Genomic DNA, 24,805 nt, shown 5'->3' on the forward strand with positions numbered 1-24,805 from the left:
CCCCCTTATACCATTGGTGACTGTACATAGTAATACAGAAGCTTAGCGGTATGGCGAAGAGATGATTTATGGGTACGTTCAAATGCATGGGAAGCGTCAATTCCCGGCCCTATGAGGCCATGCACAATATCATGCCCGGATTTGATCGCTGCTGACGCATCAGACCCGTAGTACGGATATATATCAAGCTTATAGTCGATATGATGCTTCTCGGCTAATTGAACTAAATGCTTTCTGAGCTGATAATGATACGGCCCGCTCGCATCCTTCACACAGATTGATACTGAATATTCATCTGTCGCCTGCCCGTCACCGATAGCGCCCATATCAACCGCCAAATATTCAACTGTTTCAGGAGGAATATTCGAATTCCCGCCGTAACCGATTTCTTCATTATTGGAAATAAGAAAATGGGTTGTATACGGCAGCTCAATGTCTTCTGTTTGAATTTCATGAATTAAGCGGAGCAATAAGGCGACGCTTGCTTTGTCATCCAAATGGCGCGATTTAATAAATCCGCTTGATGTGATCTCGACACGTGGATCAAACGACACAAAGTCTCCGACGCCAATGCCAAGCTCCTCCGTATCTTTCCGGCAGTGAACAGGTTCATCTAGGCGGATCTCCATATTCTCTTGATTCCGCTCAGCCTTTCCCGCGTCTTTGTATACGTGCACAGACGTTTGATGCATTAAGATTGTGCCTGTGTACGTTTTTCCTGAGGCGGTTTCAATTTGGCAATACTCCCCCTCAATCGAGTTGTAGCGGAACCCGCCGATTAAATCGATTTTCAGCCGGCCGTCCGCTTTAATTTCCTTTACCATAGCGCCGAGGGTGTCAACGTGCGCAGTCAGCATGCGATGCCGGGATGTGTCGCGTCCTGGAAGCGTTGCAATTAAGCCGCCCTTGTGGTTCCGAACCGTTTCTACCTTCCATTCTTTTAAAAGGCTTTCAATATAATTGATCACCTCATATGTATTTCCGGTCGGGCTTGGGATCGATACCAGTTCTTTAATGAGCTCCATCGTTTTACGTACAGACGTCATAGGGCATTCCTCCTTTTATTTTCTACTTAAAATATACTCTTTTCCCGAGGGACCCGTCCAATCTTTTCCTATCAATCTCTCATATGCTGTAGAGAGCATGGGAAGAGGAGGGATTTCTATGTGCTGTCGTCATTCACATGAACAGAAATGTCGTTGTCACGATTGGTTCGATGATTTTTGGTTCTTTGACGAGTGGTTCGATAAAGATTTCCACGACCATTGCAAGAAAAAGAAAGAATGCCATGACCCTTGCGAGAAGAAGAAAAAGAAACACCATTGTTTCTCTTGTAAAAAACACAGACATTCTTGCTGTCATTGCTAAAGACTGAATCAGAAATATTCTGATGACCCATGCTTAATGAATATTTCCATTCACATTTTTCCAAGCGGGCATTGCTGCTGCTTGGACCTTTTATTGAAACACCCTTTTTGCTTTTACAATCCAATAAACTGATAAAGCCGCTATAAGAGCAATAATGATTTCAACAGCTGCAGCATGCTCTATGATTCCTCTCTGATATAAAACCGCCGGTACATTAAACAGTGCATGTAAAAGAATAGAATACAACAAAAACAGCGGCCGGCGGCTTTTAACCGCGTACAAAACAAGCAGAGACAGCCCAATTTGGACGGCAATGGCACTGATTCTTTCTATTCCGCCCAGCATCCATTCATACGAAGGAGTATGCAGCAGCTGCTCCTGTATCGGCAAAAGCGCCTGTTTGACGTCGCCATTGACCAAAAGCTGTTCAAACGTCCCGCTATTGATTGCAAATGCGTATACAATAAGTGAGATAGAGGACAAGCCTGTAATCAGGATGGCTTCAAGCCCGCCATGGCCTGCCCCGAAAGCCAGACCATCCGCCCAGGTATGATGGCGCTTCATAAAAAATCGCATCATCATATACCTTCCGCACTCCTCAAAAATTCCGGCCATCAAGCAGCCGTAAACGCCATACCATAATGGATGTTGCATCACTTCTTTCGTCATTTCATTCACTTGCAGTACATAAACATGAACGCCGCCTTCCAGCAGCTGAGCGAAGACAAAAAACGTGAGAGCGCCAATAAAAAACACCTTAAGCGAGGCGCCATACTTTCGCTTAAACCATACAATCAGCCCGATTGGCAACAGAAACGCAATAGCCCCGGATAATGCCAAAAAGACTACTGCTTCTTGACTGACCATTTTTCAGCCTCCTTTTTCTTTTTCATAGATTCCCTATTCTACACTTCTCTTTTTTTGTAAAAAAACCTTCTTTTTAGTACCAGATACTAATATCTAGTGTTATAATCTGACCATAAGGAGTGATTCATATGTCAAAAGCAAAAATTACAGCTATCGGCACCTATGCGCCGAGCAGACGTTTAACCAATGCAGATTTAGAAAAGATCGTTGATACCTCTGATGAATGGATCGTTCAGCGCACAGGAATGAGAGAACGCCGGATTGCAGATGAACATCAATTTACCTCTGATTTATGCATAGAAGCGGTGAAGAATCTCAAGAGCCGTTATAAAGGAACACTTGATGATGTCGATATGATCCTCGTTGCCACAACCACATCCGATTACGCCTTTCCAAGTACGGCATGCCGCGTACAGGAATATTTCGGCTGGGAAAGCACCGGCGCGCTGGATATTAATGCGACATGCGCCGGGCTGACTTACGGCCTCCATTTGGCAAATGGATTGATCACATCTGGCCTTCATCAAAAAATTCTCGTGATCGCCGGAGAGACGTTATCAAAGGTAACGGATTATACCGATCGAACGACATGCGTTCTGTTCGGCGATGCCGCTGGTGCGCTGTTAGTGGAACGAGATGAAGAGACGCCGGGATTTCTTGCGTCTGTACAAGGAACAAGCGGGAACGGCGGCGATATTTTGTATCGTGCCGGACTGCGAAATGAAATAAACGGTGTGCAGCTTGTCGGTTCTGGAAAAATGGTGCAAAACGGACGCGAGGTATATAAATGGGCCGCAAGAACCGTCCCTGGCGAATTTGAACGGCTTTTACATAAAGCAGGACTCAGCTCTGATGATCTCGATTGGTTTGTTCCTCACAGCGCCAACTTGCGCATGATCGAGTCAATTTGTGAAAAAACACCGTTCCCGATTGAAAAAACGCTCACTAGTGTTGAGCATTACGGAAACACGTCTTCGGTTTCAATTGTTTTGGCGCTCGATCTCGCAGTGAAAGCCGGGAAGCTGCAAAAAGATCAAATCGTTTTGCTTTTCGGGTTTGGCGGCGGATTAACCTATACAGGATTGATAATTAAATGGGGAATGTAACAAAAAAAGAACTTGTTTCCAAGGAAACAAGTTCTTTTTCTTTATGAAGCCGGCTGTTCTTCTGATGTTTCTTCCTTTCGGCTTAACATTGTAAAGTAAGTAATGCTTAGTGCAATCATGACGAGGGCGATGCCGATTAAGACGCCGGCCATCTGCCACATGTAGCCAAAGTCACCGTTTGAAATGACCGCTCTGAATCCGTTAATGCTGTAGGTCATCGGCAATGCGCCATGGATGACCTGATAGAAATTCGGGAGCAATTCAAGCGGGAAGGTTCCTCCGCTCGCTCCCAGCTGCAGCACTAAAATAATGACTGCGATAAAACGTCCAGGGTTGCCCATCGTTGTAGCCAAAAATTGAATCATCGCCAGGAAAGCGAGACTCGTAATGATTGTAAACACGTAAAATCTCCACGTGCTCTCTACCTCGAGACCAATTCCCAATAGAAGAACCGTCGCCACAATCAATGATTGAATGATTCCTACAAGCATCATGACATTGAATTTGCTGAAGAACCACTCAAAACCGTTTCTCGGACGTCCTGACGCTTCCTTCAGCGGGAAGACAACCGTCAGCATGATGCCGCCGACATACAAGCCCATTGACAGGATATAAGGTGTCAGCCCTGTTCCATAGTTAGGAACGGAATGAATGGCATCATCTTTGGTTTTAACCGGATCCGCAAACATGCCATATGTTTGATCATCAGCATCGATATCTCCTGTTTGATCAGCCGCATCCTTCAGCTTACTAGACAGCTCTCCTGTGCCGTCCAATAGCTTGCCTAAACCTGTATCAAGTGATGCAGATCCGTCTGCAAGTTTTGATGATCCGCTTTGGACCTGTTTAGACCCGTCTAACAGCTTAAACAATCCGCCGGATACTTGGCTGCTTCCTGTCACCAATTGCTCTGAGCCCGCTTTTGCTTTTGCGAACTGCTTATTATATTCACCGATACCCGCTGTCAGTTTAGTTTGGCCATCTGTCAGCTTCTGTGAACCATTGTATATCTTATCAGCTCCCTCAGTTAATCTGTCAATTGCATCTTGGATTGTTTTTGCGCCGTTATAAAGCTTAGATGTAGCTTCCGGCATGGCTTTCACCTGCGCCACCTGCGCTTTCACGTCTTCAAGAGAGCTTTTTATCGTTGCGATGTCAGGCAACTGATCAGCTGCAGGAAGTCCACTTAAAATTTCATCAAAATCAGGCGCATCAACTTTCGGAAGTTGCTTTTCAACAGAGCTGATCAACTGGCTTTTTTGCTCCGCTGTTAAGAAATCACTCGAATTGATGAGATTTTTGAATGCCTGATCACGGTTTTTTAAGCTGTTTTCAAAGTCAGACAGCTGTTTTTTAAATTCCTTCATCGCAGTTTCTGATTTTTCCAGATTGTTTACAGCAGTTTCAAGCTTCGTTAAATCGAGCGCATTTATGAGTTTTTCCGCTTTTGCTGCTTTTTCCGACTCTTCTTGCGCTTTACTGTTGAGCTGATCCAGCCCGTTAGTAAGATTAGGCGCACCCTTCTGCACATTTTGAAGTCCAGCAAGAAGTTCATTCATCTTGCTTGTCAGTTCGCCTGATCCTGCTGCAAGTTGACCAGATTTATCATAAATCTGGTTGCTGCTGTCCTGGAATTTACCGAGCGAGCTGTCAAGTGATTGGATGCCGCTCGTCACCTGAGCCGCTCCATCTGCAAGCTGCGCTGTTTTGTCACTGATGGTAGCGGTGCTTTCCTTCAGCTTCGCCAGATTTTCTTTCAGCTGTGCGCTTCCGTTTTTCGCATCCTTTGTGCCGTCATCAATTTTTTTCGCGCCGCTGCTCGCGTCGCTCAAACCTTTTGCGATATCTTTAAAGTTATCAAAAATAACTTTCGTATATTGCTCGGTCACTTCTTTTGAAACAGAGGCTTTCAGTTTATCAATCGCTTTTTCGCCGATCGTTGCCCCTACATAGTTAGAACCTGCATTTGTGTGGTATTTCAGATCCAATTTTTTCGGATTTTTGTCTAATACAGTGCTGGCATTCTTAGAAAAATCCTCAGGAATCTCGACAACTAAATAATATTTTTGATTCAATAAGTCCTTTAACGATTGGTCGAGATCATTGGAAAAATGCCAATCAAAGTTGTTATTATCTTTTAATTCTTTGACCAGATCATCACCGATTTGAAGTTTTTCTCCTTCATACGTTGCTCCCTTGTCTTGGTTGACGACAACGACAGGCAGCTGGTCAACTGTGCCGTACGGGTCCCAATAAGCCTTTAAGAATACGCCGCTGTAAATAAGCGGGACAAACAAAATGGCGATGATGGGAATCAATAATTTTTTACTTGTTACGATGTCTTTCCACTGACTTCGTATTGTGTTCATCCTGATGCCTCCATTCTAAAACTGACTCATCATGAAAAATGGTCATTTTCTTGCAAAGAGAAAGGATTATCTAGTTCGCTGACAATCCTTTGACAACATACAATTCAAGCAGTCCCGCAATTGTCTCTTTATCAAGCGGGGGGTGTTGTTTTTCCCAGTCAAAAATGAGCGCGATATAAAGCTTCAGCATCACAAAGGCTGTCAGTTCAGGGTCGCACGGCTTGATTGCGCCGCTTTTGATCCCGTCTTCAATCTTACTTTTGATATAAGACAGTATGGCTCGCTCCATTTTCTGGATCACTTCCTGAACTGCCATTGTACCAATCTCGGCATTTTCTTGGAAAATTTTAATCGTCAGCTGATGTGTTTTCCTGAACTCCAGAATGGCAAACAGCGCTCTGTGCACATTTTCATGGAACGGAAGGTTCGGCTCCATCGCTTCATCCGCTTTTTGCTTCATTTCCTTTAATAAAGTAGTGAAAATCTCGTCAAACAGCTCTTCTTTGTTTTTGAAAAAAGTATAAATGGTTCCCTTCCCCACGTTCGCAAGTTTTGCGACAAGATCCATTGTCGTCGCTTTATACCCGAACTGCGTGAAAGACTTTGTAGCCGCCTCCAAAATGAGCTTTTTTCGATCTATTGACATTGTATTCACCTCGAAACTGACCGTTTGAACATTTTAGTCATTAAGTACATATGCAAATGTATCATAACCTGCTGTTCAATTCAATCATTTTTTTACACAATATTGCCATTGCACATCAAAAAAACCTCCGCGATAAAGCGGAGGTTTTAGCTGAATAAATAGGTAAGCGCGTCAGACACGGCAGCTTTTCCTTGATCAATGCAGTCGGGAATGCCGACACCTTCGAAAGAAGCGCCTGTCATATAAACACCCGGATACGCAGATGCAAGTGCTTCACGCAGCTCCTTGATACGCTGCTTATGGCCGACATGGTACTGCGGCATGCTTTCATGCCATCGGGTGACACATGTCATTTCCGGCTCGCCGTTTATGTTCATGACTTTCTTTAAGTCTTCTAACACAATGTTGATAATGTCATTATCTGATAGATCGACAATGGATTCGTCTCCAGCTTTTCCGACATATGCTCGAAGCAGCGTTTTGCCTTCCGGCGCTGCGTGCGGCCATTTTTTATTCGTCCACGTACAGGCTGTGATCGCAAAGTCACTGTTTCTTGAAATGACAAAACCCGTGCCCTCATGCTCCATTTGGACGGAGCCTTCAAGGAAACCTAAAGCGACGTTTGCCACGGATGTGGAGTGCATATTTTTCAAATGAGAAATGGCAGGAAGCTCAGAAAGCATTCCCGCAGCCGCTTTATGCGGAGCAGTCACAATTACTGAATCAGCATCAAGTGTGACGCCGTTATCCAGTTCGAGCGAATAGCCAGAGCCGCTATGGCTGAGTTTGGTCACTTTTGTGCCTTTATACACCTTCGTCAGCTTTAACTGCTTTTCGATCTCTTCTACAAGGGTCTGCAAACCGGTTGACAGAGTCTGGAACTGCCCTTGTTTTTTTGCCGTCAGCTGCTGGCCTGAGCCTTGAGGCCTTGTTTTTTTCATGCCGAGAATCAGGCTTCTATGCTTTTGTTCCGTCTGGTAAAATTGCGGGAATGTCGACATCAGGCTGAGCTTGTCAATGTCGCCTGCGTAGATCCCTGATAGAAGCGGCTCGATTAAGTTCTCGACCACTTCATCTCCGACACGTCTGCGGAAGAATTCTCCCAATGACTGATCATCCTTTGTTTTGCTAGCAGGCAGGATGAAATCCATTGCAGCTCTCGCCTTCCCAGACAAAGAAAACAGACCCGTAGAAACAAACGGCGCAATTTTTGTCGGTATCCCCATTACAGCGCCCTTCGGCATTGGATGCAGAGTGCGGTTTACAAGCACATAGGATTGTCCGGTCGCATTGTTGACAAGCAAATGCTCAAGACCTAAGTCTTTAACAAGCTGCGGGGCGCTTTTCTTTCGTTCCAGAAATGAGTCTGGCCCTCTTTCGATGATATAGCCGTCCTTCTTGACAGTCTGGATTTTTCCGCCGACTCTCGGACTTGCCTCAACAAGCGTCAGTTCAAGCGGCAGATTCTTTTCTTTGATTTCTTTTTCCATATAGAAGGCGGCGGCTAAACCGGTAATGCCGCCGCCGATGATGACTACATGTTTTTTGCCGTCACTCATGTTCATCGCCTTCTTTAACGTCCTAATTTTTTTAATACGACTGTTGCCAAAGCATCAATAAATTCAGGCTTGGCATTTGGCATTTCCGGCCGGTAATAGCTTGCGCCGATATCGTCAGTCACCACTTTGCATTCATAATCATTATCATAAAGCACTTCTAAGTGATCCGCGACAAATCCAACAGGAACATATACAAATGCTTGATAGCCTTTTTGTTCGAATAAATCACGTGTTAAATCCTGAACATCGGGTCCGAGCCAAGGATCAGGCGTGTTCCCTTCACTTTGCCAGCCGACAGCATATTCGGAAACGCCTGCGCCTTCAGCAATCAATTTCGCCGATTCATGCAGCTGGTCCGGGTACGGGTCTCCAAATTCTTTGATTTTTTCCGGCAGGCTGTGTGCGGATACGATGAGCATTGCGTTTTCTCTTTCATCCTCAGGCATTGACGCATATGTTTCCTTCACTCGGTCAACCCAATATTTCACGAACTTCGGTTCATCGTACCAGCTTTCAACTGACGTAATCGTTAAGCCGCCGAGTTTTTCAGCCTCTTCTTTGGCGCGTTTGTTGTAGGACTGAACGCTGAACGTGGAGAAATGCGGCGCCAGTACGATGCTGACTGCTTCTGTAATGCCATCCTTATGCATCTCTGCTACGGCGTCTTCAATAAACGGCTCGATATGCTTCAGTCCGATATACGCTTTAAACGTAATCTCATCCTGAATTTCATTCAAGTGCTGTTCCAGATTATGCGCCTGCTCTTCTGTGATTTTGGCAAGCGGTGAAATGCCGCCAATCGCTTCGTATCTGTCTTTCAAATCTTGAAGCATTTCAGGTTCAGGCTTTCTGCCTCTTCTGATATGTGTATAATAACGTTCAATATCTTCTTCCTTATAAGGCGTGCCGTACGCCATCACGAGAAGCCCCATTTTCTTTCTACTCACTGTTTACACCCTCTTTAATGATCTGATACAAACATTTTGACAGGATATCATTAAGATACCAAAAGATATGCTTAGGAATATTGACCCATTTTTTTGTTTTGTGAATATTCATGGACAAATGCTGTCAGTTTTTTCAAAACCTCGGGACTGACATCAGGAAATACCCCATGGCCAAGATTGAAAATGAAGCCGTCTGACTCCATACCCTGATCAAGTATTTCCTTCGTTTTCTGCTCAATGATTTCCCATGGCGCAAGCAAAATGGACGGGTCCAGGTTGCCCTGCACTGTTTTAGTAATTCCTTTTGATCTGGCTTCAGCAATGCCGAGTCTCCAGTCAAGCCCGACAACATCGAGAGGAAGGTCATGCCAATCACCTGCAAGATGGCTTGCGCCGACGCCAAACATGATCAGCGGCACATTCTCCTTTGCGAGCTCTGAAAAAATCCGGTTCATTACGGGTTTGATGTATGTTCTGTAATCTGCCTGATTCAATGCGCCGACCCACGAATCAAAGATTTGAATCGCTTTTGCGCCTGCCTTAATCTGCGCTTTCACGTACACGATGATCATGTCGGCAAGCTTGGACATCAGCAGATTCCATGCATCTGGCATGCTGTACATGAAGGCTTTTGTTTTATTGTAGTTTTTCGACGGGCCGCCTTCGATCATATAGCTTGCAAGCGTAAAAGGCGCACCTGAGAAACCGATGAGCGGGACGTTCAGCTGCTCATTGACAAGCAGTTTAATTGTCTCAAGCACGTACGGCACGTCCTGTTCCGGATCAATTTGGCCGAGTTTTTCAATGTCCGCCAGAGACCGGATTGGCTGATCAATCACAGGACCGATCCCGTTTTTGATTTCAACATCCACACCGATTGACGGCAGCGGCGTCATGATATCTTTATAAAGGATTGCAGCATCGACTCCGTATTGCTCAACCGGCAGTCTTGTGACATACGCACAAAGTTCGGGTTGATGGGTAATCTCAAACAATCCGTACTTTTCCTTCAGCTTGCGGTATTCCGGCTGTGAGCGCCCTGCTTGCCTCATATACCACACAGGCGTGTGATCCGCTTTTTCTCCCCGCGCAGCTTTTAAAAACGTCTCGTTAAACGTTTCTCGTTTACTCATCTGATTTCCACCTTTCATACGGCAACCATACGTTCGTATTTCTTGACTTATTACACTATACCTTGTTTTAGGCAAATGGTATAGAAATGTAGCTCAAAGTTCAAAAAATCGCCGAATTCCATTAAGAGGAAAACAATTTTGGCTGAACGTAATCGGTTCCTTCCCCTTCTCTTTTTGTCTGTGTATTATAAGGCACAATTTTATAAGACGCGCCCGAAAATAAGTTGGCATAAGGAATTTCATAGCTTCCCTTCCCTTCAACCGAATCAAGAAGCGACTCCTCGCCGTCCTTGTTTACATAAATTCTGTATACGGCCCGATCATCCTCTTGAGCGTCCCACTTTAATTCAATAGTAAAGAGCCCCGCTGCTTTAAATGTGTAATCGGCTGTGAGTGTTTTGACCGGCTTCAGCTCAATCGGGCTTTCCAGTTCTTTAACGTTTTTAAGCTTTGTGAACACATGACCGGTTTCTCCTGCCTGTGTCAAAATATCCTTAAACAGCCGCGTCGGGTATGAGCTCCCGGCTTTCAAATAATGGTTTTGATCCGTTTTGTCATAGCCCATCCAGACTGCCCCGGTTATTTTCGGCGTATAGCCTGCAAACCAGGCGTCCTTTGTCGCGCCGGAGACGCCTGTATAAGATGTAGAACCTGTTTTTCCCGCCAGGTCGCCGTGATAGGTGCCGGACGTGGCCGTTCCCTTTTTGACTACCTGCTGCAGCATTCTCGTCATATTCCAAGACGTCTGCTTGCTGAAAACCCGCTTTCCTTCCTCTTTATGATCGGCTATTGTTTCTCCGTCTTCATCTATTATGCTCGAGATAAAGAAGGGTTCCGTATACGTTCCATTCGCGGCAAATGTATGAAACGCGCCGGCAAGCTGGAGCGGCGAAACGCCTTTTTCCAAGCCGCCTAGAGCGAGAGCAAGTCCTTCATCAGGGATATCAATGCCGTTTGCTTTCAAATAAGATTTTCCTGTTTCGACGCCGATCTCATTCAGCGTCCAGACAGCCGGCGCGTTTTTGCTGTACGTAATGGCGTCAGACATAGTGACTTCGCCCTCATACCGGCTGTCGTAGTTTTTCGGCGTATAATCTCCGTAGGACTGCAACTCATCCTTCAATAGAGAATATGGCTTAAATTTCTTTTCCTGCATCGCCGGTCCGTATACAGCAAGCGGCTTAAATGTGGAACCCGGCTGGCGGACAGCTGTGACACGGTTATATCCTTTGGATGTGTAATCCCTTCCGCCGATGGCCGCTTCTACACCGCCTGTCTTGTTATTAATAAAGACCGCGCTTCCCTCGGCATTCTGATCTGTTCCGGGATAATAGCTTCCCTCTTTCATCACCTGGTAAGCCGTCTTCTGCAGCTTCGAATCGAGCGGCACCTTGATCGTGTATCCGCCTTGAAGAAGCTGCTCTCCGGAAATGGAATACTTGTCTTCCGCCTCTTTGATCACAAGGTCAATGTAGCTGTCAAACCAAGGTGTTTCCGACTGTTTCTTCACGTGCAGTCCAAGCGTTCGGCCCTGTGCGGTGACAGCCTCTTTCGCACTGATATAGCCTTGGTCATTCATCATACCTAGAATTGTATCACGCCGCTCCTTATTTTTATCAGGGTGCAAAATTGGAGAGTACGTAGAAGGCGCCTTCGGAATAGCGGCCAAAACAGCGCCTTCAGATACAGTCAAATCTTTTACTTCTTTATTAAAATAATAGTGGGACGCCGCTTGTATGCCGTAAACCCCATGTCCGAAGTAAAGCTGATTTAAATACATTTCAAGCAGCTTGTCCTTGCTGTAATCCCGTTCAAGATTGATCGCAATGATCACTTCTTTTGTTTTTCTTAGAAACGTTTTGTCATGTGTCAGAAAAATATTTTTGGCAAGCTGCTGGGTGATCGTGCTTCCGCCTTCCACCTTTCCGCCTGCTAATATATCGCGATACACTGCTCTTCCGACAGATTTTGCATCAATGCCGTGATGCTCATAGAACCTTTTATCCTCAACAGCGATAAACGCTTCTCTGACCTGCTTAGGAATCTCATTGATCGAGACCGGCTCGCGATTTTCTGTATACAGGCTTGCAACCTCATCTCCGTTTTGATCAACAATTTTTGAAGAAGCATGAAGAATAAGCTTTTTTTCATCTATGACATAATGGCCGAGAAAAATAATTGAAATATATCCTATTAAAGCGAGAAAAGCAGTTAACACTAAAATAATGATAGGTATAAAAAGTTTCTTTTTCTTTATCTTAAACATGAACTCACCTCGCCTTTCTAAAGGTAGTATGGGAAAAATTGTTTGGAATTATGTTCGAAGCACTCGCCAATAGAAACTTATACCATTGTTTTGATATACTAGCAAGCAGGAGGTGGCTGATATGAAGGTTTATATTACATATGGGACAGCCGATTTTTTAAAAACGATCGTACAGAAGCATCCCTCAGAAAATATCCTTTTGATGCAGGGGCAGGAAAACGCCATTTTAATTCATGAAACAAACGGAGATACCGTTTTCCAGGCACCACACGCTTATGAAGTCATTGACCAAGTCGGAGAGATCAAACATCCTGGTTTTGCAGTATTGAACAATATTGCCGTTACTCAGGAAGGGCGTCCGCTGTTTGAAAACAGATTTAAAAACAGAGCGGGAAAAGTCGAAAACGAGCCTGGCTTTGAAGCAATTCGAGTGCTCCGTCCGCTTGACAGTGACACCTATGTCATTCTGACCTTGTGGGAAACGGAAAGCGCCTTTCAAGACTGGCAGCAGTCCGGTTCTTACAAAGAAGCCCACAAAAAACGCGATACATCTGCCGGAATTGACACAACGTCGATCTTCTCCCGGCCTTCCTATGTCACCACATATTTCGCTGTCGAATAGCTGCCGGCATGTCCGGCAGCTTATTTTATTGGGAGGAAAGCAAAATGAAGCATACTTGCCCAGTCTGCGGGTTTAAGGGATTGGCTGAACCGCCATATGATCATGAAGGCAATCATTCTCATGAAATCTGCCCGTGCTGCGGTTTTCAGTTCGGATTTGATGATTACGAAATGCAGCACGAGGATGATTCATATTTAGAGCCATCGGAAAGCAGCATCGCCTATAGAAAAAACTGGCTTGCTGAAGGGTGCGTCATTTTTTTCTCCTGAATGCTTCCCAAAACATCTGCAAAAAGCGAATAGAGTATTAAGGCATCATCTGATTGAGCAGCTGAAACAGATCAATGTTCATCTTCCATCATAACCCTCCCCTCTGTCCCGGCACCTTCCGCCCGCCTATGAATAATCTGTAAGCGGAAGGAGTGATCGATGATGGAAGTCGGGATTTTGTCTGTCCATGTTCTGTATGTGTTTTTTATCGGAGCAATTATCCTATTTATGCTGCTGAGAAAAGACACGACATTTATTTCTCTATTCGGCATTTTTATCATATCGCTATGGGCCAGCCATTCACTTTCAGCTTCTGTCAGCAGTTTATTCCACAGCTTTATCTATGCGGCCGGCGAACTGCTGCCCACGATTTTCATCATTTGCTTTATCGTTTCGATGAGTGATTTGTTAACAAAAACAGGGATAAATGAAGCGATGATTTCTCCCTTTGCAAGCCTTGTGAGAGGGCCTGTGACTGCCTATTGGCTGATTGGAGGCCTGATGTTCGCCATTTCTCTCTTCTTCTGGCCTTCTCCAGGTGTCGCTTTGATCGGCGCCGTCCTGCTCCCCGCAGCCGCACGTGCCGGTTTGACGCCTCTTGCCGCGGCCATGGCCATGAACTTATTCGGACACGGTTTTGCCCTCTCAGGAGACTTTGTCATTCAGGCGGCGCCAAAGCTGACTGCAGATGCAGCAGGCATTCCAGTCGGTGATGTCGTCTCGGCCAGCATTCCGCTTGTGCTGATTATGGGTGTGACAACAACAACCGCTGCCTTTATCATGATTCAGCGCGAACGCAAAAAGCAGAAGCATCTCGCTTCTTTTTCCCCCGTTCTTTCCGGCGAACAAGACAACTCGCTGTACTTGCCAAAACGCCTGCGGTCCATACTGGCTTTTTTGATTCCGCTTGCCTTTCTTGCAGATATCGCCTGCATGCTCTTGTTTAACCTACAAGGAAATGATGCCACCGCGTTAATTGGCGGGTCTGCAATTTGTATCCTCTTTACCGTTCATTTTTTCGTGTATAAGCATAAAGGGCTTGAAAAAATCACCGGCTATTTTATTGACGGATTTAAGTTCGGTTTTAAGGTTTTCGGCCCCGTCATCCCGATTGCCGCTTTCTTTTATCTTGGCGACTCAGGCTATGAGAGCATACTGGGCACTTCACTCCCTAAAGGTTCCCACGGCATTGTCAACGATCTTGGCATTGCTTTATCCCATATGATGCCTATGTCAAAGGAGCTTGCCGCCGCTGCATTAACTGCCGCTGGAGCCATAACAGGCCTTGACGGCTCAGGATTTTCTGGCATTTCTCTCGCCGGCTCCATCGCAAAGCTCTTTTCGTCCGCTCTCCATGCCGATCCCGCCGTTCTGACCGCGCTCGGACAAATCTCTGCCATCTGGGTGGGCGGAGGAACACTGGTCCCATGGGCGTTGATTCCCGCGGCGGCCATTTGCAAAGTTGATCCTTTTGAGCTTGCCAGAAAAAACTTCATTCCCGTCGCGATTGGCCTTTTGGTGACAACCCTCGCAGCTGTGATGATGCTTTAAAACAGCACGAGTTGAAATATTCAGACTTTTTCTATACAATCATGGAAAACATAGAAAAGGGGGAAGCGGCTTTGTCCATATCCACACTGCAGAAAGAGATAAACAAACAGCTCGACGGCTGTTTTGAAGAAATGGTTGAGATCAGGCGCCATTTTCATATGTATCCTGAGCTTTCATTTCAAGAAGAAAAAACCGCCGCATTTATTGCTTCCTATTATGAATCGTTAGGAGTCCCAATCCGCACAAACGTTGGCGGCAGAGGGGTTTTAGCATATATAGAAGGAAGCGAACCCGGCCCTACAGTCGCTTTGAGGGCCGACTTTGACGCTCTCCCCATTCAAGATGAAAAAGATGTCCCTTACGCCTCCAAAGTGCCTGGTGTCATGCATGCATGCGGCCACGACGGCCACACCGCAGCTCTTCTCGCAGTGGCCAAGGTCCTTCACCAAAACAGACATGAACTGAAGGGAACATTTGTGATGATCCACCAGCATGCAGAAGAATATTATCCGGGAGGCGCAAAGCCAATGATCGATGACGGCTGTCTAGAAAACACGGATGTGATATTCGGCACTCATCTTTGGGCAACTGAGCCGCTCGGAACTATTCTCTGCCGCCCCGGCGCCGTAATGGCGGCGGCAGACCGATTTACGATTAAAGTCTTCGGAAAGGGCGGCCACGGCGCTCATCCGCATGATACTAAAGACGCCGTCCTGATCGGTTCGCAAATCGTTTCCTCTTTGCAGCACATTGTCAGCCGCAAAGTCAATCCGATTCAATCCGCCGTCATTTCGACAGGCTCCTTCATCGCCGACAATCCGTTTAATGTCATCGCAGACCAAGCAGTACTCATCGGCACAGCGCGTTCTTTTGATGAAAATGTCCGGGACATTCTGGAGAAAGAAATTGAAGCGGTTGTAAAAGGAATATGCAGCATGCACGGCGCGTCCTATGAGTACACCTATGAACAGGGTTATCCGGCGGTTGTGAACCATCCTGCCGAAACGAGCCACTTGGTGAGCACCGCAAAGAATACCGAGGGCGTTCAGCAGGTCATTGACGGTGAACCGCAAATGGGCGGCGAGGATTTTGCTTATTACCTACAAAACGTGAAAGGCACTTTTTTCTTTACAGGTGCCGCTCCCGAACAGCCAGACCGAGTTTATTCCCACCACCATCCGAAATTTGATATCAACGAAAAAGCCATGCTGACAGCGGCCAAGGTCCTTGCCGGCGCTGCGATCACCTATCATCAGCTATAAAAAAACAGCCGGAGTGTTTATTCTCCGGCTGTTTCCTTTAATATCCTCAGATGAAAAACATGTCTTGCCGTTTCTCCAAGCTGAGCAAGCAGCTTATAATTGGCAATTCCGCCGACTGCCGCTCCAACGCCCGGCAAAAGCTGAAAAAGCTTCACGACGTCGATATAATCGCGATATTCCTGCTGGAACACTCTCCAGTCGATGCTCTTTTTCTCCGTCTCCCAATTTTCGATGACAGAAAAAAGCGATTTACGGCCATCATCACTCGAAAACGCAAGCTGAAACACGAGCAGCAAAAACATCCTTTCTTGTGCATCCTTGACATTAAAGCCGTAAATGGAAGACAAGGTAAATAAACACTTCATCTTAATTGAAAGCAGCAGCGGAAAATCAGCAATGCCTAAAAAAATGCCGCCCGCTCCGGTGCCGACTCCCTCAGCAGCTGCCACTTTCTGATAAGAAACAATCGTTTTTTTCGCCAATTCATTTTTTTCACTGAGCGACAGTGCACTTGTATCCTTTTTATAAGTGATGATATTGGAGCCGGCCATTGTCGCTTCTACCATTTTTCTCACACTCTCGGTGACGACCGTATGGATTTTTTCAGGAATCCGTTCATTCACCTTCGTCTGGACACGCTTCGAAAAGCGTTCAAACATGGAATCCTTTCGCAAAAAATGCATTTTCCATTCCAAAGCTTCCTGCATCAGCAGCTGATTATCTGTCATTTGATTACCTCTTTTCAGTTCACAGCTTTCCGTGCTTTTTCAGCCTGGTTGTCATATAAGCAGGCAAAACAACAAAAATCAGAACGGCAGAACCGATCAGCGCGTACAGAAAACCGGTCAAGCCGGCTGCATAGGCAGATGCAACAGACATCAGCATCGCTTGAATACTAAGTGCAGTTTTTAATAGAGAGAAATAGCTTTTCAGCTTTGTTTCTTTTTTCACAGGGTACAGCTCTTGAAGCGCCAGATGGTCAAAGTGGCCGAAGAGCGGCAGAAGCTGAATGCCCGTAATGAAAATGGCAAACACAGTCAAAACCGCGGCAATCAGCGGGCTGGCTGAGACATACATAATGATCAGCGCGAAAACGATCGTTAATCTGACAAGAATGCCCAAATAATCACTCGAACGCAAAAAGGCGCGGGTGAACATATAGGCAAATGTTTTGCGCTGTTCAAACGGCACGAGCCGCAGCAAAAAGTCGAGATAAGCTCTGCGTTTGGCTTGCTTTCGCAAATGCGGCACATCAGTAAACAGGTTGGCAATCCGATAGAAACGCTGCTTTCGTCTCAATTCGGACTCAATATGGCTTTCCCATTTAAATGTTTTCCGTTTTGCTGCGGAAGACATATACAGATAAAGAACAGCCATAATGACATAGACGAGAAGCGCATACATATAAACAGATTGGAAAACAAAATAAAGAACGAGTGTATTCGCCGCAAATCGAATGATGACGTCCATCCGTTTCATGCTGCGGTCGTTTTGGAAAGTCGTGCGCCATTCCATTACCTGATTCCACGCTTTCAGCAGCAACAGTTGGACAAAGACCGCGGCATACGATACGAGCGAAGCCCCCGGTGTGACTGCGAAATAAAGCGGCATCGCAACGATGCTCAGCGCAATAAGCGGAAACAGCTGAGACACATAGCTGTAGACAAACGCCTGCTTCAAGTAAGGCTCCATTTTTGCTTCAAGAGGCAATAAGAAAACAAGGTCAGCCTCCTTCAAAAGCGTTCGCACATAAGAGCTTGTCAACCCGAGCGAAAACAGCACGGCCATCACCCAAAAGGACGGAAAGTGAGCGGGAATGTCCCGTATCCATTTGCTGTACCAGCTTGCAGCGCCCGCTAGAAAAAAAATCAAAACAATGACGAGGTGATCATTGAGCATATATTTCATGTATGTTCTTGTTTCTTTGATATGCTCCTGCAGCCGCGACTGCCAAATATCAAGCATATTATTCATGGCCAGCGTCTTCCTTTGTAAGCTCAAGATACAAATCGTCCAGCGCCGCGTCCTTCATTCCAAACTGCTCTCTGAGCTCTGACAGCGTGCCGCGCGCCCGCACCTCGCCGTTATGTAAAATAATAAACGAATCGCAATAGCGTTCTGCCGTTGCCAAAATGTGCGTTGACATCAGCACGCTCGCCCCGCCCTTTTTCGCTTCATTCATCCGCTCAAGCAGCGCGTTAATGGCAAGCGGATCAAGCCCTAGAAAAGGCTCATCAATAATGTAGAGCGCAGGCTCTGCCAAAAATGCGCACATAATCATAACCTTCTGCTTCATTCCTTTAGAAAAATGGGCCGGGAACCACTTCAGCCTCTTTTCCATTCGGAATTCCTTTAAAAGCGGAGGCAGCCTTTTCTCCATCGTTTCTTTTGACAGTCCATATGCCATGGCTGTTAGTTCAAGATGCTCCATCAGCGTCAATTCTTCGTATAAAACAGGTGTTTCAGGTATATAGGTAAATTGTGAACGGTAGCCTTCCGGATCCTCAGCAAACGTTTTACCGTTTAATTCGATTGAACCTTTATGCGGGTCCATCAGCCCGATGATATGTCTGATTGTTGTACTTTTACCAGCACCATTCAGCCCGATCAAGCCGACAATTTGATTCGGTTCAAGGGTGAATGATACGTTTTTTAAAACCGGATTCCTTGTATATCCGCCGGTTAAGTCTTTTACCGATAGCAGAGACATAGTTTCTCCCCTTATAGTGTTTTTCTTCATAGTACCAAAAACAAGGCCTGATTTGAAACAATTCCCTTTTAACAAATGATGAATTTGCTGTCATAAAGAGACAGGGTTCTGGACATCATAATAGTTGTAGAGGAAAAGCATATCAACTGAAAAATGAGGTGTTTGTCAAAGACGTCTTAGAAACAGTTGGATAGAAAATAAACATGTCCAATGCTCAAACCATTTCTCTTCACTGAATTGATGAATTCTTCATGTATGAAGCAAATTGTCAAATGAGGTGTTTATCGCAGGAATCGTTAGGCATTAAACAAGTCTTCATTTTATTGACAAATGAGGTGCTTACCAAAGGCATAACACATTTTCTTCATATAAGCTCTTCCTCTGCATTCAGGGTGAACGCTCGCCGTTCATCCTGTTTTCTATTTTCTGCATTTCTGTGGTACGATGAATGTATACATACTAAACAATTTCATAAGGAGGAACCCTCATGCATTGTGCAGAGAATTGTATCTTTTGTAAAATTATTGCCGGCGACATTCCATCCGCGAAGGTGTATGAAGATGAACATGTACTTGCCTTTCTTGATATCAGCCAAGTGACAAAAGGCCATACGCTTGTCATTCCGAAAACACATATTGAGAATGTATATGAATTTACAGATGAATTAGCAAAACAATATTTCCATGCTGTTCCGAAAATCGCCCGCGCTATCCGGGATGAATTTGAACCGATCGGCTTAAATACGCTGAACAATAACGGCGAAAAAGCTGGACAATCTGTGTTCCACTACCATATGCATATTATCCCTCGCTACGGAAAAGGAGATGGATTCGGAGCGGTTTGGAAAACGCATGCTGATGATTATAAACCGGAGGATCTGCAGAACATCTCTTCCTCTATCGCAAAACGCCTGGCCTCATCATAAGATGAGGTTATTTTATTTTGTGAACATTTCGCAAACATCCGTCAATTTCTTTTGATAATTCTAATTTTTTATCAAAAAACTGAATTTTTGTGATAGGATAATTGTATTATTTTATACATTAACGTGGAAAACAGGGAGAGATCATAATGGAACGTACAACGAATTTTAACGCAGGTCCTGCAGCGCTGCCACTGGAAGTTCTGCAAAAAGCACAGAAAGAATTTATTGATTTTAACGAATCCGGCATGTCTGTTATGGAGCTTTCCCACCGCAGCAAAGAGTATGAAGCGGTGCACCAAAAAGCGAAAAGCCTCTTAATCGAACTGATGGGCATTCCGGAAGATTACGATATCTTGTTTCTTCAAGGCGGGGCAAGCCTTCAATTCTCAATGCTTCCGATGAACTTTTTAACACCTGAAAAAACCGCACATTTTGTCATGACAGGCGCTTGGTCTGAAAAAGCACTGGCAGAAACGAAATTGTTCGGAAACACGTCTATCACCGCTACAAGTGAAACAGACAATTACAGCTATATTCCAGAGGTTGACCTTACGGATGTAAAAGACGGCGCATATTTACATATCACATCCAACAATACAATTTTCGGCACTCAGTGGCAGGAGTTTCCGAATTCTCCAATTCCGCTCGTAGCCGACATGTCCAGCGATATTTTAAGCAGAAAAATCGATGTGTCTAAATTTGACGTGATCTACGGAGGCGCCCAAAAGAACCTCGGTCCTTCCGGCGTGACTGTAGTCATCATGAAAAAAAGCTGGCTGCAAAATGAAAATGCGAACGTCCCAAAAATCCTGAAATATTCCACGCATGTCAAAGCGGATTCACTCTACAACACTCCGCCGACATTTGCGATTTATATGCTGAGCCTCGTTCTGGAATGGCTCAAGGAAAACGGCGGTGTGGAAGCTGTTGAACAGCGCAATGAACAAAAAGCGCAGGTTCTCTACAGCTGTATTGATGAAAGCAACGGCTTCTATAAAGGACATGCCAGAAAAGACAGCCGCTCACGCATGAATGTCACCTTCACGCTTCGGGATGACGAATTAACGAAAACATTCGTCCAGAAAGCAAAAGATGCGAAGATGATCGGCCTTGGCGGACACCGTTCGGTGGGAGGCTGCCGCGCTTCTATTTATAACGCGGTCTCTCTCGAAGACTGTGAAAAATTAGCTGCGTTCATGAAGAAATTCCAGCAGGAAAATGAGTAAAAAGTCTGGCTATGCAAACCGTCCGTTTGGTATACTGTTTGCATAACACATTCTGTAAAGCCTTCGCAATAAATGATGAGCATATTATTGGAGGGCAAAAAGCTTAGCAGAGGAGAGCATAGTTATGAAAACAAAAGAGTTAGTCATTATGGCTCTGTTTGCCGCAATCGGCGCAGCGCTTCATTCCATTATTCCGCCCTTTTTAGGCGGCATGAAACCAGATATGATGCTGATCATGATGTTCATGGGCATTCTGCTGTTCCCGCGAGTGCAAAATGTACTCGTCATCGGGATCGTGACCGGAATCATTTCCGCGCTTACAACCGCGTTTCCAGCTGGACAGATCCCTAACATCATTGATAAACCGGTATCAGCGTTTCTGTTCTTCTCCCTGTTTCTCTTGTTCAGAAAGAGCCGCAAAACAGGTGCAGCCGCTGTGCTGACAGTGATCGGGACCATCTTATCAGGAATTGTGTTTCTATCGTCAGCTTTATTGATCGTCGGTTTGCCGGGCGGTTTCGCCGCATTGTTCGCGGCTGTTGTTCTGCCGGCCGCTGTGCTGAATACAATCTCAATGATCATTATTTATCCGATTGTGCAAACCATTTTAAGACGTTCAAGCTTTATGGAAGCTGCTAAATAATTGTCACACAAAACCTCTTCCGCTTCCGGGAGAGGTTTTTTTGAACAGAGCGCTCGCAGCATGTCAGCATGTTTTAAGCGAGGAGTTTTGTGAAAAAGATAAGACATAGTGTAAAGGCGGTTCCGGTTGAACAAACAAGCGCTTTCTGCCGGATGACTTTCTTGGGCGGATAAGAAGCAGCCTGGCTGAGAAGTCTGATATAGTAAACAGCGCCTGAAGCGAAGGCAAGGGTGATGCAGGATAACACAATCAAAAAGACAGACAACCTTCTCCCTCCTTTTCACTTAAAAAATATGCTAAAATAAAGCAAGCTATGTATAGAAGTTCAGGCTTTCAACAAAAATGAAAAATGCTGAATGAATCCTATTTGAAGAAAAAGACGGGGTGATTGTAATGGCGAGCGGACGTTCTCTATTAACAGGACTATTCGTAGGCGGCATCATCGGAGGAGCAGCGGTTCTTCTTACTGCACCTTCCTCAGGAAAGCAGCTGCGTGAAAAAATGAAAACCAATTATGATTCTTTTGAAGAAACAATCAAACGCTTAAAGTCAGACGGGCTTGCATTAAAAGACCAGCTGATCAAAGCGGCAAAAGAAAGCACGGATGTTATTAAAGACGTGGGCGGCGAGCTCCAAACGTCAATTAAAAAATGGCAGGAAGAGATCAAGCCCCACCAGCAGGATCTGCAAAAAGAAATTGCCGATATCGAAGAGAAAATCAGACAGCTGGAGAAAACCTTACAAAACTAATATCCTATTCAAAAGAAAAAAATGCGGGCCAAAATTGGACCCGTATTTTTTTTGGCCGAAAAACCCTTCCGCCGCAATGGTTTGTGAATTTATTAAAAAATTCTTACATTTTCATCTTTATTAATCTTTATTTTATTGGCATAATAGAGAAAAAGAAAAAGAGAAGCAGGTGACGTAATGAATCGAGTGGAACCGCCCTATGATGTGAAAGAAGCTCTAGTCTTCACCCAGAAAATGGCTCAGCTTAGCAAGGCTCTTTGGAAATCAATCGAGAAGGATTGGCAGCAATGGCTCAAACCGTATGACCTGAATATTAATGAGCATCATATTTTATGGATTGCGTATCAATTGAATGGAGCTTCCATTTCTGAAATCGCGAAGTTCGGGGTCATGCACGTATCAACCGCATTCAACTTTTCAAAAAAGCTGGAAGAACGGGGATATTTAAGGTTCTCCAAACGGCTGAATGATAAACGGAACACATATGTCCAATTGACTGAGGAAGGTACCGAGGTATTCTGGAGCTTGCTTGAGGAATTTGATCCGACACGCAACGCTGTTTTTAAAGGGTCACAGCCTTTGTATCATTTATTCGGAAAATTTCCTGAAGTGGCAGAAATGATGTGTATGATACGCCATATCTACGGCGATGATTTTATGGAAATTTTCGAAACGTCACTCACCAATATTGACAATGACTTTGAAAGCGTAAACGGAAAACTGAAGAAAAAAGCAAAGGACAGTGCGGCGGATGAACCGGCTGAAGAGCTCGAACCTGTAAACAGTTAATCAAAATGCTTCATGATGTCGATAAAGACTTCCATCAGCTCTTGATAAAGCCCCTGCTCATACAGGGCAAAAATCGTTTCATGAACATCTAATTTTTCATTCAGCTGTCCGGCAAAAAGCGCAAGGAGCTTATCAAAGGTTACAAATCCTTGCGCTTTTTGTGTTGCCAGCTCTTCCGACAATTCATCGCATATCCTCATAACCGCTTCCCCTTCTTCCTTGCTCAGCCCTTTGTCAATGAGAAGCGCATAGAAGGGGTACCTGTCCATATCTACTGTTTTCACTAATAATTGTATGTAATATTCTAATCGCTCAATGCGATGATCCATCGAATCCATCCACACCACTTCTTTCTATCTTTAATCTTATTTTAGCTGATAATTCACTGAGAAGAAAGTTCTAACCCCATATTTCGCAGTTTGTTTGCTTGTTTCAAAAAAATACCTGCCGGATGATATTTTTTCTTAAAAAAGCATTGATTTTTTCTCTTGGGAGGAGTAAATTATTTTGAGATTCTATTCAAGATGTATGGAAGGATGACTTTGATGAATTGCTGGAAGACCATAAATCTCATGAAGGATTATGGCGCCGTTCGCATAATATTAACTGCTGTATGTTTTATGATTTTGGTTTTTATATCTACCTTTTTAGCTTTTGAGCTGCTGCGGCCTGGCACAAGCTTAAGCGATGAATATGTATCTTTATTCGGCGGTTTGCTCGTCGTTATTTTATTTGTACATAAAGTCATCCATGTCCTGCCAATCATCTGCAAAAAAAGAAAAATAGAAAAAAAGTTTTACATATTGCGCATGCGCACATGGAAACGTATACCAAAAACAACAATGCTCATTTCACTGGTCAGCCCGTTCTTGCTGATTACACCGGTATTGTTTTACGCAGCACTGGCATTTCCGAATCATGCTCATTATTTCTGCATGATCTCGGGCATTCACGCCGGCTACTGTCTGCCTGATTTCCTGCTGGCTCTCAAGCTGATAAAAGCACCGAAAACCGCTTTTATTGATCAGGAAGCAGACGGCTTGGATATTCTTGTTGAAAAGTAGTCAAACCCTGGTGCTGGTGGCGATTTTTCAATTTGCATTCTATCTTTTTTAATAAATATTTGGTAATGTAATATGGGACAGTTCAGAGAGAGGGGGAATCTCCCATCATTTTATTCTATTTTATCGTGGCTGCCGTGTTTATTTTATATTTCATAAACAGGCTCACCAATACATTATGCCTTGTCAGAGAGATTCCTGAAGAGCGGCAAGATAAGGTATTCCGATTTATTAATGTATCTATATTAATTTTACTGATCTCTTCGTTTGTGGAGATCTCCTTTACAGTGTAAATACGAAAGAAAGCATAGCTGCTGATTAAGCAGCTATGCTTTTTTATGTTGATTAGTACAGCCAAGAAGCGCCGATGATAATCAATAAAATAAATAACACAACCAATAAAGCGAATCCGCCTGCAAATACTTCACCCATCTTAAAAAGCACCTCCTGTAATAAGCTTTATTTACCAATTACATGTTATGCAATTCATGTTTGAAACGATTAGGCGCTAGTGAAAATAAAGGATCGCTTATGTTGCAAGCGATCCTCGGTCTGCTTAGTAGATGTAAGCTGCACCTACGATGATAAGCAAAATGAACAGTACTACGAGCAACGCGAATCCGTTAGAGTATCCTCCGCTCATGTTACATACCTCCTTTTCTTGATCAATATATAAGTATGTCATCAGCAAAAGTTTGACTAGACGAATGCCCTTTATTTAAAATCTTTTTACAGA

At 44.6% G+C, this 24,805-nt stretch carries 27 protein-coding genes and 1 pseudogene; 13 read left to right on the forward strand and 15 right to left on the reverse strand.

All coding sequences use genetic code 11. From position 1 onward, the window contains the following. Positions 1–5: 5 nt before the first annotated feature. Positions 6–1,046 carry a M42 family metallopeptidase gene (locus tag NYE22_RS16715; RefSeq protein WP_014479351.1) on the reverse strand — a complete coding sequence of 347 codons (1,041 nt, stop codon included), beginning with the start codon at positions 1,044–1,046 and terminating at the stop codon, positions 6–8. Between the two features lie 137 nt (positions 1,047–1,183). On the opposite strand from NYE22_RS16715, the gene NYE22_RS16720 reads away from it, so the two are divergent. Continuing rightward, a complete protein-coding gene (locus NYE22_RS16720) occupies positions 1,184–1,375 on the forward strand; it encodes a hypothetical protein (RefSeq protein ID WP_003245634.1) in 192 nt (63 codons plus the stop codon). A gap of 83 nt (positions 1,376–1,458) precedes the next feature. Here NYE22_RS16720 and NYE22_RS16725 read toward each other — a convergent pair whose 3' ends face one another. Next, positions 1,459–2,235, reverse strand: a complete 777-nt coding sequence (locus NYE22_RS16725) for a YhfC family intramembrane metalloprotease (RefSeq protein WP_277710060.1) — start codon at positions 2,233–2,235, stop codon at positions 1,459–1,461. Positions 2,236–2,363: 128 nt separating this feature from the next. Here NYE22_RS16725 and fabHB point away from each other — a divergent pair, with 128 nt between their 5' ends. Further along, on the forward strand, positions 2,364–3,341 hold the full coding sequence (gene fabHB, locus NYE22_RS16730; protein WP_029317561.1) for a beta-ketoacyl-ACP synthase III FabHB: 978 nt from the start codon (positions 2,364–2,366) through the stop codon (positions 3,339–3,341). 41 nt (positions 3,342–3,382) lie between these two features. On the opposite strand, the gene NYE22_RS16735 is transcribed toward fabHB, so the two are convergent. The 6 genes from NYE22_RS16735 to NYE22_RS16760 form a co-directional block, all read right to left on the reverse strand. Further along, a complete protein-coding gene (locus NYE22_RS16735; RefSeq protein ID WP_342411992.1) occupies positions 3,383–5,710 on the reverse strand; it encodes a YhgE/Pip domain-containing protein in 2,328 nt (775 codons plus the stop codon). Positions 5,711–5,780: 70 nt separating this feature from the next. Then, positions 5,781–6,356, reverse strand: a complete 576-nt coding sequence (locus tag NYE22_RS16740; RefSeq protein ID WP_014479348.1) for a TetR/AcrR family transcriptional regulator — start codon at positions 6,354–6,356, stop codon at positions 5,781–5,783. A 146-nt stretch (positions 6,357–6,502) separates the two neighbouring features. Further along, a complete protein-coding gene (hemY, locus tag NYE22_RS16745; protein WP_141949380.1) occupies positions 6,503–7,915 on the reverse strand; it encodes a protoporphyrinogen oxidase in 1,413 nt (470 codons plus the stop codon). Between the two features lie 14 nt (positions 7,916–7,929). After that, positions 7,930–8,862: a ferrochelatase gene (gene hemH, locus NYE22_RS16750; protein WP_014479346.1), complete on the reverse strand. Its 933-nt coding sequence runs from the start codon at positions 8,860–8,862 to the stop codon at positions 7,930–7,932. Between the two features lie 71 nt (positions 8,863–8,933). Continuing rightward, entirely contained in the window at positions 8,934–9,995 is a 1,062-nt protein-coding gene (gene hemE, locus NYE22_RS16755) for a uroporphyrinogen decarboxylase (protein ID WP_277710063.1), read from the reverse strand. A gap of 121 nt (positions 9,996–10,116) precedes the next feature. Then, complete coding sequence (locus tag NYE22_RS16760; RefSeq protein ID WP_049140677.1) at positions 10,117–12,261, reverse strand: transglycosylase domain-containing protein; 2,145 nt, start codon at positions 12,259–12,261, stop codon at positions 10,117–10,119. Positions 12,262–12,382: 121 nt separating this feature from the next. Here NYE22_RS16760 and hmoB point away from each other — a divergent pair, with 121 nt between their 5' ends. The 4 genes and pseudogenes from hmoB (at position 12,383) to sndC (ending at position 15,965) form a co-directional block, all read left to right on the forward strand. Beyond that, complete coding sequence (gene hmoB / locus NYE22_RS16765; protein WP_003244748.1) at positions 12,383–12,883, forward strand: heme-degrading oxygenase HmoB; 501 nt, start codon at positions 12,383–12,385, stop codon at positions 12,881–12,883. A gap of 44 nt (positions 12,884–12,927) precedes the next feature. Then, a pseudogene (locus NYE22_RS16770) lies at positions 12,928–13,246 on the forward strand (hypothetical protein). Positions 13,247–13,311: 65 nt separating this feature from the next. Continuing rightward, positions 13,312–14,703, forward strand: coding sequence for a hypothetical protein (locus NYE22_RS16775; protein WP_167568700.1), 1,392 nt, complete (start codon positions 13,312–13,314; stop codon positions 14,701–14,703). A gap of 71 nt (positions 14,704–14,774) precedes the next feature. After that, the gene (gene sndC, locus NYE22_RS16780) at positions 14,775–15,965 is read left to right on the forward strand and encodes an N-acetyl amino acid acetylase SndC (protein ID WP_120027942.1); all 1,191 of its coding nucleotides are present in this window, start codon (positions 14,775–14,777) and stop codon (positions 15,963–15,965) included. Between the two features lie 17 nt (positions 15,966–15,982). On the opposite strand, the gene NYE22_RS16785 is transcribed toward sndC, so the two are convergent. From NYE22_RS16785 to ecsA, 3 genes are read right to left on the reverse strand one after another with little or no spacing between them, the layout of a single operon-like run. Beyond that, positions 15,983–16,693 carry an EcsC family protein gene (locus tag NYE22_RS16785; RefSeq protein WP_024571661.1) on the reverse strand — a complete coding sequence of 237 codons (711 nt, stop codon included), beginning with the start codon at positions 16,691–16,693 and terminating at the stop codon, positions 15,983–15,985. Between the two features lie 19 nt (positions 16,694–16,712). Next, positions 16,713–17,939 carry an ABC transporter permease EcsB gene (gene ecsB / locus NYE22_RS16790; RefSeq protein ID WP_342411993.1) on the reverse strand — a complete coding sequence of 409 codons (1,227 nt, stop codon included), beginning with the start codon at positions 17,937–17,939 and terminating at the stop codon, positions 16,713–16,715. Further along, entirely contained in the window at positions 17,932–18,675 is a 744-nt protein-coding gene (ecsA, locus tag NYE22_RS16795; RefSeq protein ID WP_003233230.1) for an ABC transporter ATP-binding protein EcsA, read from the reverse strand. The genes ecsB and ecsA overlap by 8 nt, the downstream gene beginning before the upstream one ends. A 487-nt stretch (positions 18,676–19,162) precedes the next feature. On the opposite strand from ecsA, the gene NYE22_RS16800 reads away from it, so the two are divergent. The 3 genes from NYE22_RS16800 to trpP all read left to right on the forward strand — a co-directional run bounded on the left by NYE22_RS16800 (position 19,163) and on the right by trpP (position 21,469). Further along, positions 19,163–19,600, forward strand: a complete 438-nt coding sequence (locus tag NYE22_RS16800; protein ID WP_003233231.1) for an HIT family protein — start codon at positions 19,163–19,165, stop codon at positions 19,598–19,600. A gap of 146 nt (positions 19,601–19,746) precedes the next feature. Continuing rightward, the gene (gene serC, locus NYE22_RS16805; protein WP_003233234.1) at positions 19,747–20,826 is read left to right on the forward strand and encodes a 3-phosphoserine/phosphohydroxythreonine transaminase; all 1,080 of its coding nucleotides are present in this window, start codon (positions 19,747–19,749) and stop codon (positions 20,824–20,826) included. 124 nt (positions 20,827–20,950) lie between these two features. Beyond that, positions 20,951–21,469: a tryptophan transporter TrpP gene (gene trpP, locus NYE22_RS16810; protein WP_003233236.1), complete on the forward strand. Its 519-nt coding sequence runs from the start codon at positions 20,951–20,953 to the stop codon at positions 21,467–21,469. A gap of 73 nt (positions 21,470–21,542) precedes the next feature. Here the strand turns inward: trpP and NYE22_RS16815 are convergent, their stop codons facing one another. Next, complete coding sequence (locus tag NYE22_RS16815; protein WP_014476318.1) at positions 21,543–21,734, reverse strand: hypothetical protein; 192 nt, start codon at positions 21,732–21,734, stop codon at positions 21,543–21,545. Between the two features lie 128 nt (positions 21,735–21,862). Here NYE22_RS16815 and NYE22_RS16820 point away from each other — a divergent pair, with 128 nt between their 5' ends. Together NYE22_RS16820 and NYE22_RS16825 are read left to right on the forward strand one after the other, a co-directional pair. Further along, positions 21,863–22,219 carry a YtxH domain-containing protein gene (locus NYE22_RS16820; protein WP_003245875.1) on the forward strand — a complete coding sequence of 119 codons (357 nt, stop codon included), beginning with the start codon at positions 21,863–21,865 and terminating at the stop codon, positions 22,217–22,219. 177 nt (positions 22,220–22,396) lie between these two features. Further along, a complete protein-coding gene (locus NYE22_RS16825; protein WP_003239501.1) occupies positions 22,397–23,008 on the forward strand; it encodes an HTH-type transcriptional regulator Hpr in 612 nt (203 codons plus the stop codon). Here the strand turns inward: NYE22_RS16825 and NYE22_RS16830 are convergent. Further along, a complete protein-coding gene (locus NYE22_RS16830) occupies positions 23,005–23,346 on the reverse strand; it encodes a YhaI family protein (RefSeq protein ID WP_009966921.1) in 342 nt (113 codons plus the stop codon). The genes NYE22_RS16825 and NYE22_RS16830 overlap by 4 nt on opposite strands. 207 nt (positions 23,347–23,553) lie before the next feature. Between NYE22_RS16830 and NYE22_RS16835 the strand changes: the two genes are divergently transcribed. Beyond that, entirely contained in the window at positions 23,554–24,072 is a 519-nt protein-coding gene (locus tag NYE22_RS16835) for a DUF3267 domain-containing protein (protein ID WP_003245590.1), read from the forward strand. A gap of 107 nt (positions 24,073–24,179) precedes the next feature. Beyond that, on the forward strand, positions 24,180–24,362 hold the full coding sequence (locus NYE22_RS16840; RefSeq protein WP_024571667.1) for a hypothetical protein: 183 nt from the start codon (positions 24,180–24,182) through the stop codon (positions 24,360–24,362). A gap of 52 nt (positions 24,363–24,414) precedes the next feature. Here the strand turns inward: NYE22_RS16840 and yhzE2 are convergent, their stop codons facing one another. Then, positions 24,415–24,501 (reverse strand): sporulation protein YhzE2, encoded by an 87-nt coding sequence (yhzE2, locus tag NYE22_RS16845; protein WP_003155248.1) that lies wholly within the window; start codon positions 24,499–24,501, stop codon positions 24,415–24,417. Between the two features lie 124 nt (positions 24,502–24,625). Further along, the gene (gene yhzE1 / locus NYE22_RS16850; protein ID WP_003327753.1) at positions 24,626–24,712 is read right to left on the reverse strand and encodes a sporulation protein YhzE1; all 87 of its coding nucleotides are present in this window, start codon (positions 24,710–24,712) and stop codon (positions 24,626–24,628) included. Between the last annotated feature and the right edge of the window lie 93 nt (positions 24,713–24,805).

Source organism: Bacillus sp. FSL K6-1560 (genome assembly GCF_038592935.1).
In the GTDB taxonomy this organism is placed as follows: Bacteria; Bacillota; Bacilli; order Bacillales; family Bacillaceae; genus Bacillus; species Bacillus subtilis.

Coding starts and splice junctions, on each gene's coding strand:
- NYE22_RS16775 (WP_167568700.1), top strand. CDS start 13,312: ATGATGGAAGTCGGGATTTTGTCTGTCCATGTTCTGTATGTGTTTTTT.
- NYE22_RS16830 (WP_009966921.1), bottom strand. CDS start 23,346: ATGGATTCGATGGATCATCGCATTGAGCGATTAGAATATTACATACAA.
- serC (WP_003233234.1), top strand. CDS start 19,747: ATGGAACGTACAACGAATTTTAACGCAGGTCCTGCAGCGCTGCCACTG.
- NYE22_RS16735 (WP_342411992.1), bottom strand. CDS start 5,710: ATGAACACAATACGAAGTCAGTGGAAAGACATCGTAACAAGTAAAAAA.
- hmoB (WP_003244748.1), top strand. CDS start 12,383: ATGAAGGTTTATATTACATATGGGACAGCCGATTTTTTAAAAACGATC.
- trpP (WP_003233236.1), top strand. CDS start 20,951: ATGAAAACAAAAGAGTTAGTCATTATGGCTCTGTTTGCCGCAATCGGC.
- NYE22_RS16740 (WP_014479348.1), bottom strand. CDS start 6,356: ATGTCAATAGATCGAAAAAAGCTCATTTTGGAGGCGGCTACAAAGTCT.
- NYE22_RS16760 (WP_049140677.1), bottom strand. CDS start 12,261: ATGTTTAAGATAAAGAAAAAGAAACTTTTTATACCTATCATTATTTTA.
- NYE22_RS16720 (WP_003245634.1), top strand. CDS start 1,184: ATGAACAGAAATGTCGTTGTCACGATTGGTTCGATGATTTTTGGTTCT.
- ecsA (WP_003233230.1), bottom strand. CDS start 18,675: ATGTCTCTGCTATCGGTAAAAGACTTAACCGGCGGATATACAAGGAAT.
- yhzE2 (WP_003155248.1), bottom strand. CDS start 24,501: ATGGGTGAAGTATTTGCAGGCGGATTCGCTTTATTGGTTGTGTTATTT.
- NYE22_RS16825 (WP_003239501.1), top strand. CDS start 22,397: ATGAATCGAGTGGAACCGCCCTATGATGTGAAAGAAGCTCTAGTCTTC.
- NYE22_RS16820 (WP_003245875.1), top strand. CDS start 21,863: ATGGCGAGCGGACGTTCTCTATTAACAGGACTATTCGTAGGCGGCATC.
- yhzE1 (WP_003327753.1), bottom strand. CDS start 24,712: ATGAGCGGAGGATACTCTAACGGATTCGCGTTGCTCGTAGTACTGTTC.
- NYE22_RS16715 (WP_014479351.1), bottom strand. CDS start 1,046: ATGACGTCTGTACGTAAAACGATGGAGCTCATTAAAGAACTGGTATCG.
- hemY (WP_141949380.1), bottom strand. CDS start 7,915: ATGAGTGACGGCAAAAAACATGTAGTCATCATCGGCGGCGGCATTACC.
- NYE22_RS16835 (WP_003245590.1), top strand. CDS start 23,554: ATGAATTGCTGGAAGACCATAAATCTCATGAAGGATTATGGCGCCGTT.
- hemE (WP_277710063.1), bottom strand. CDS start 9,995: ATGAGTAAACGAGAAACGTTTAACGAGACGTTTTTAAAAGCTGCGCGG.
- ecsB (WP_342411993.1), bottom strand. CDS start 17,939: ATGAATAATATGCTTGATATTTGGCAGTCGCGGCTGCAGGAGCATATC.
- NYE22_RS16785 (WP_024571661.1), bottom strand. CDS start 16,693: ATGACAGATAATCAGCTGCTGATGCAGGAAGCTTTGGAATGGAAAATG.
- NYE22_RS16800 (WP_003233231.1), top strand. CDS start 19,163: ATGCATTGTGCAGAGAATTGTATCTTTTGTAAAATTATTGCCGGCGAC.
- NYE22_RS16725 (WP_277710060.1), bottom strand. CDS start 2,235: ATGGTCAGTCAAGAAGCAGTAGTCTTTTTGGCATTATCCGGGGCTATT.
- fabHB (WP_029317561.1), top strand. CDS start 2,364: ATGTCAAAAGCAAAAATTACAGCTATCGGCACCTATGCGCCGAGCAGA.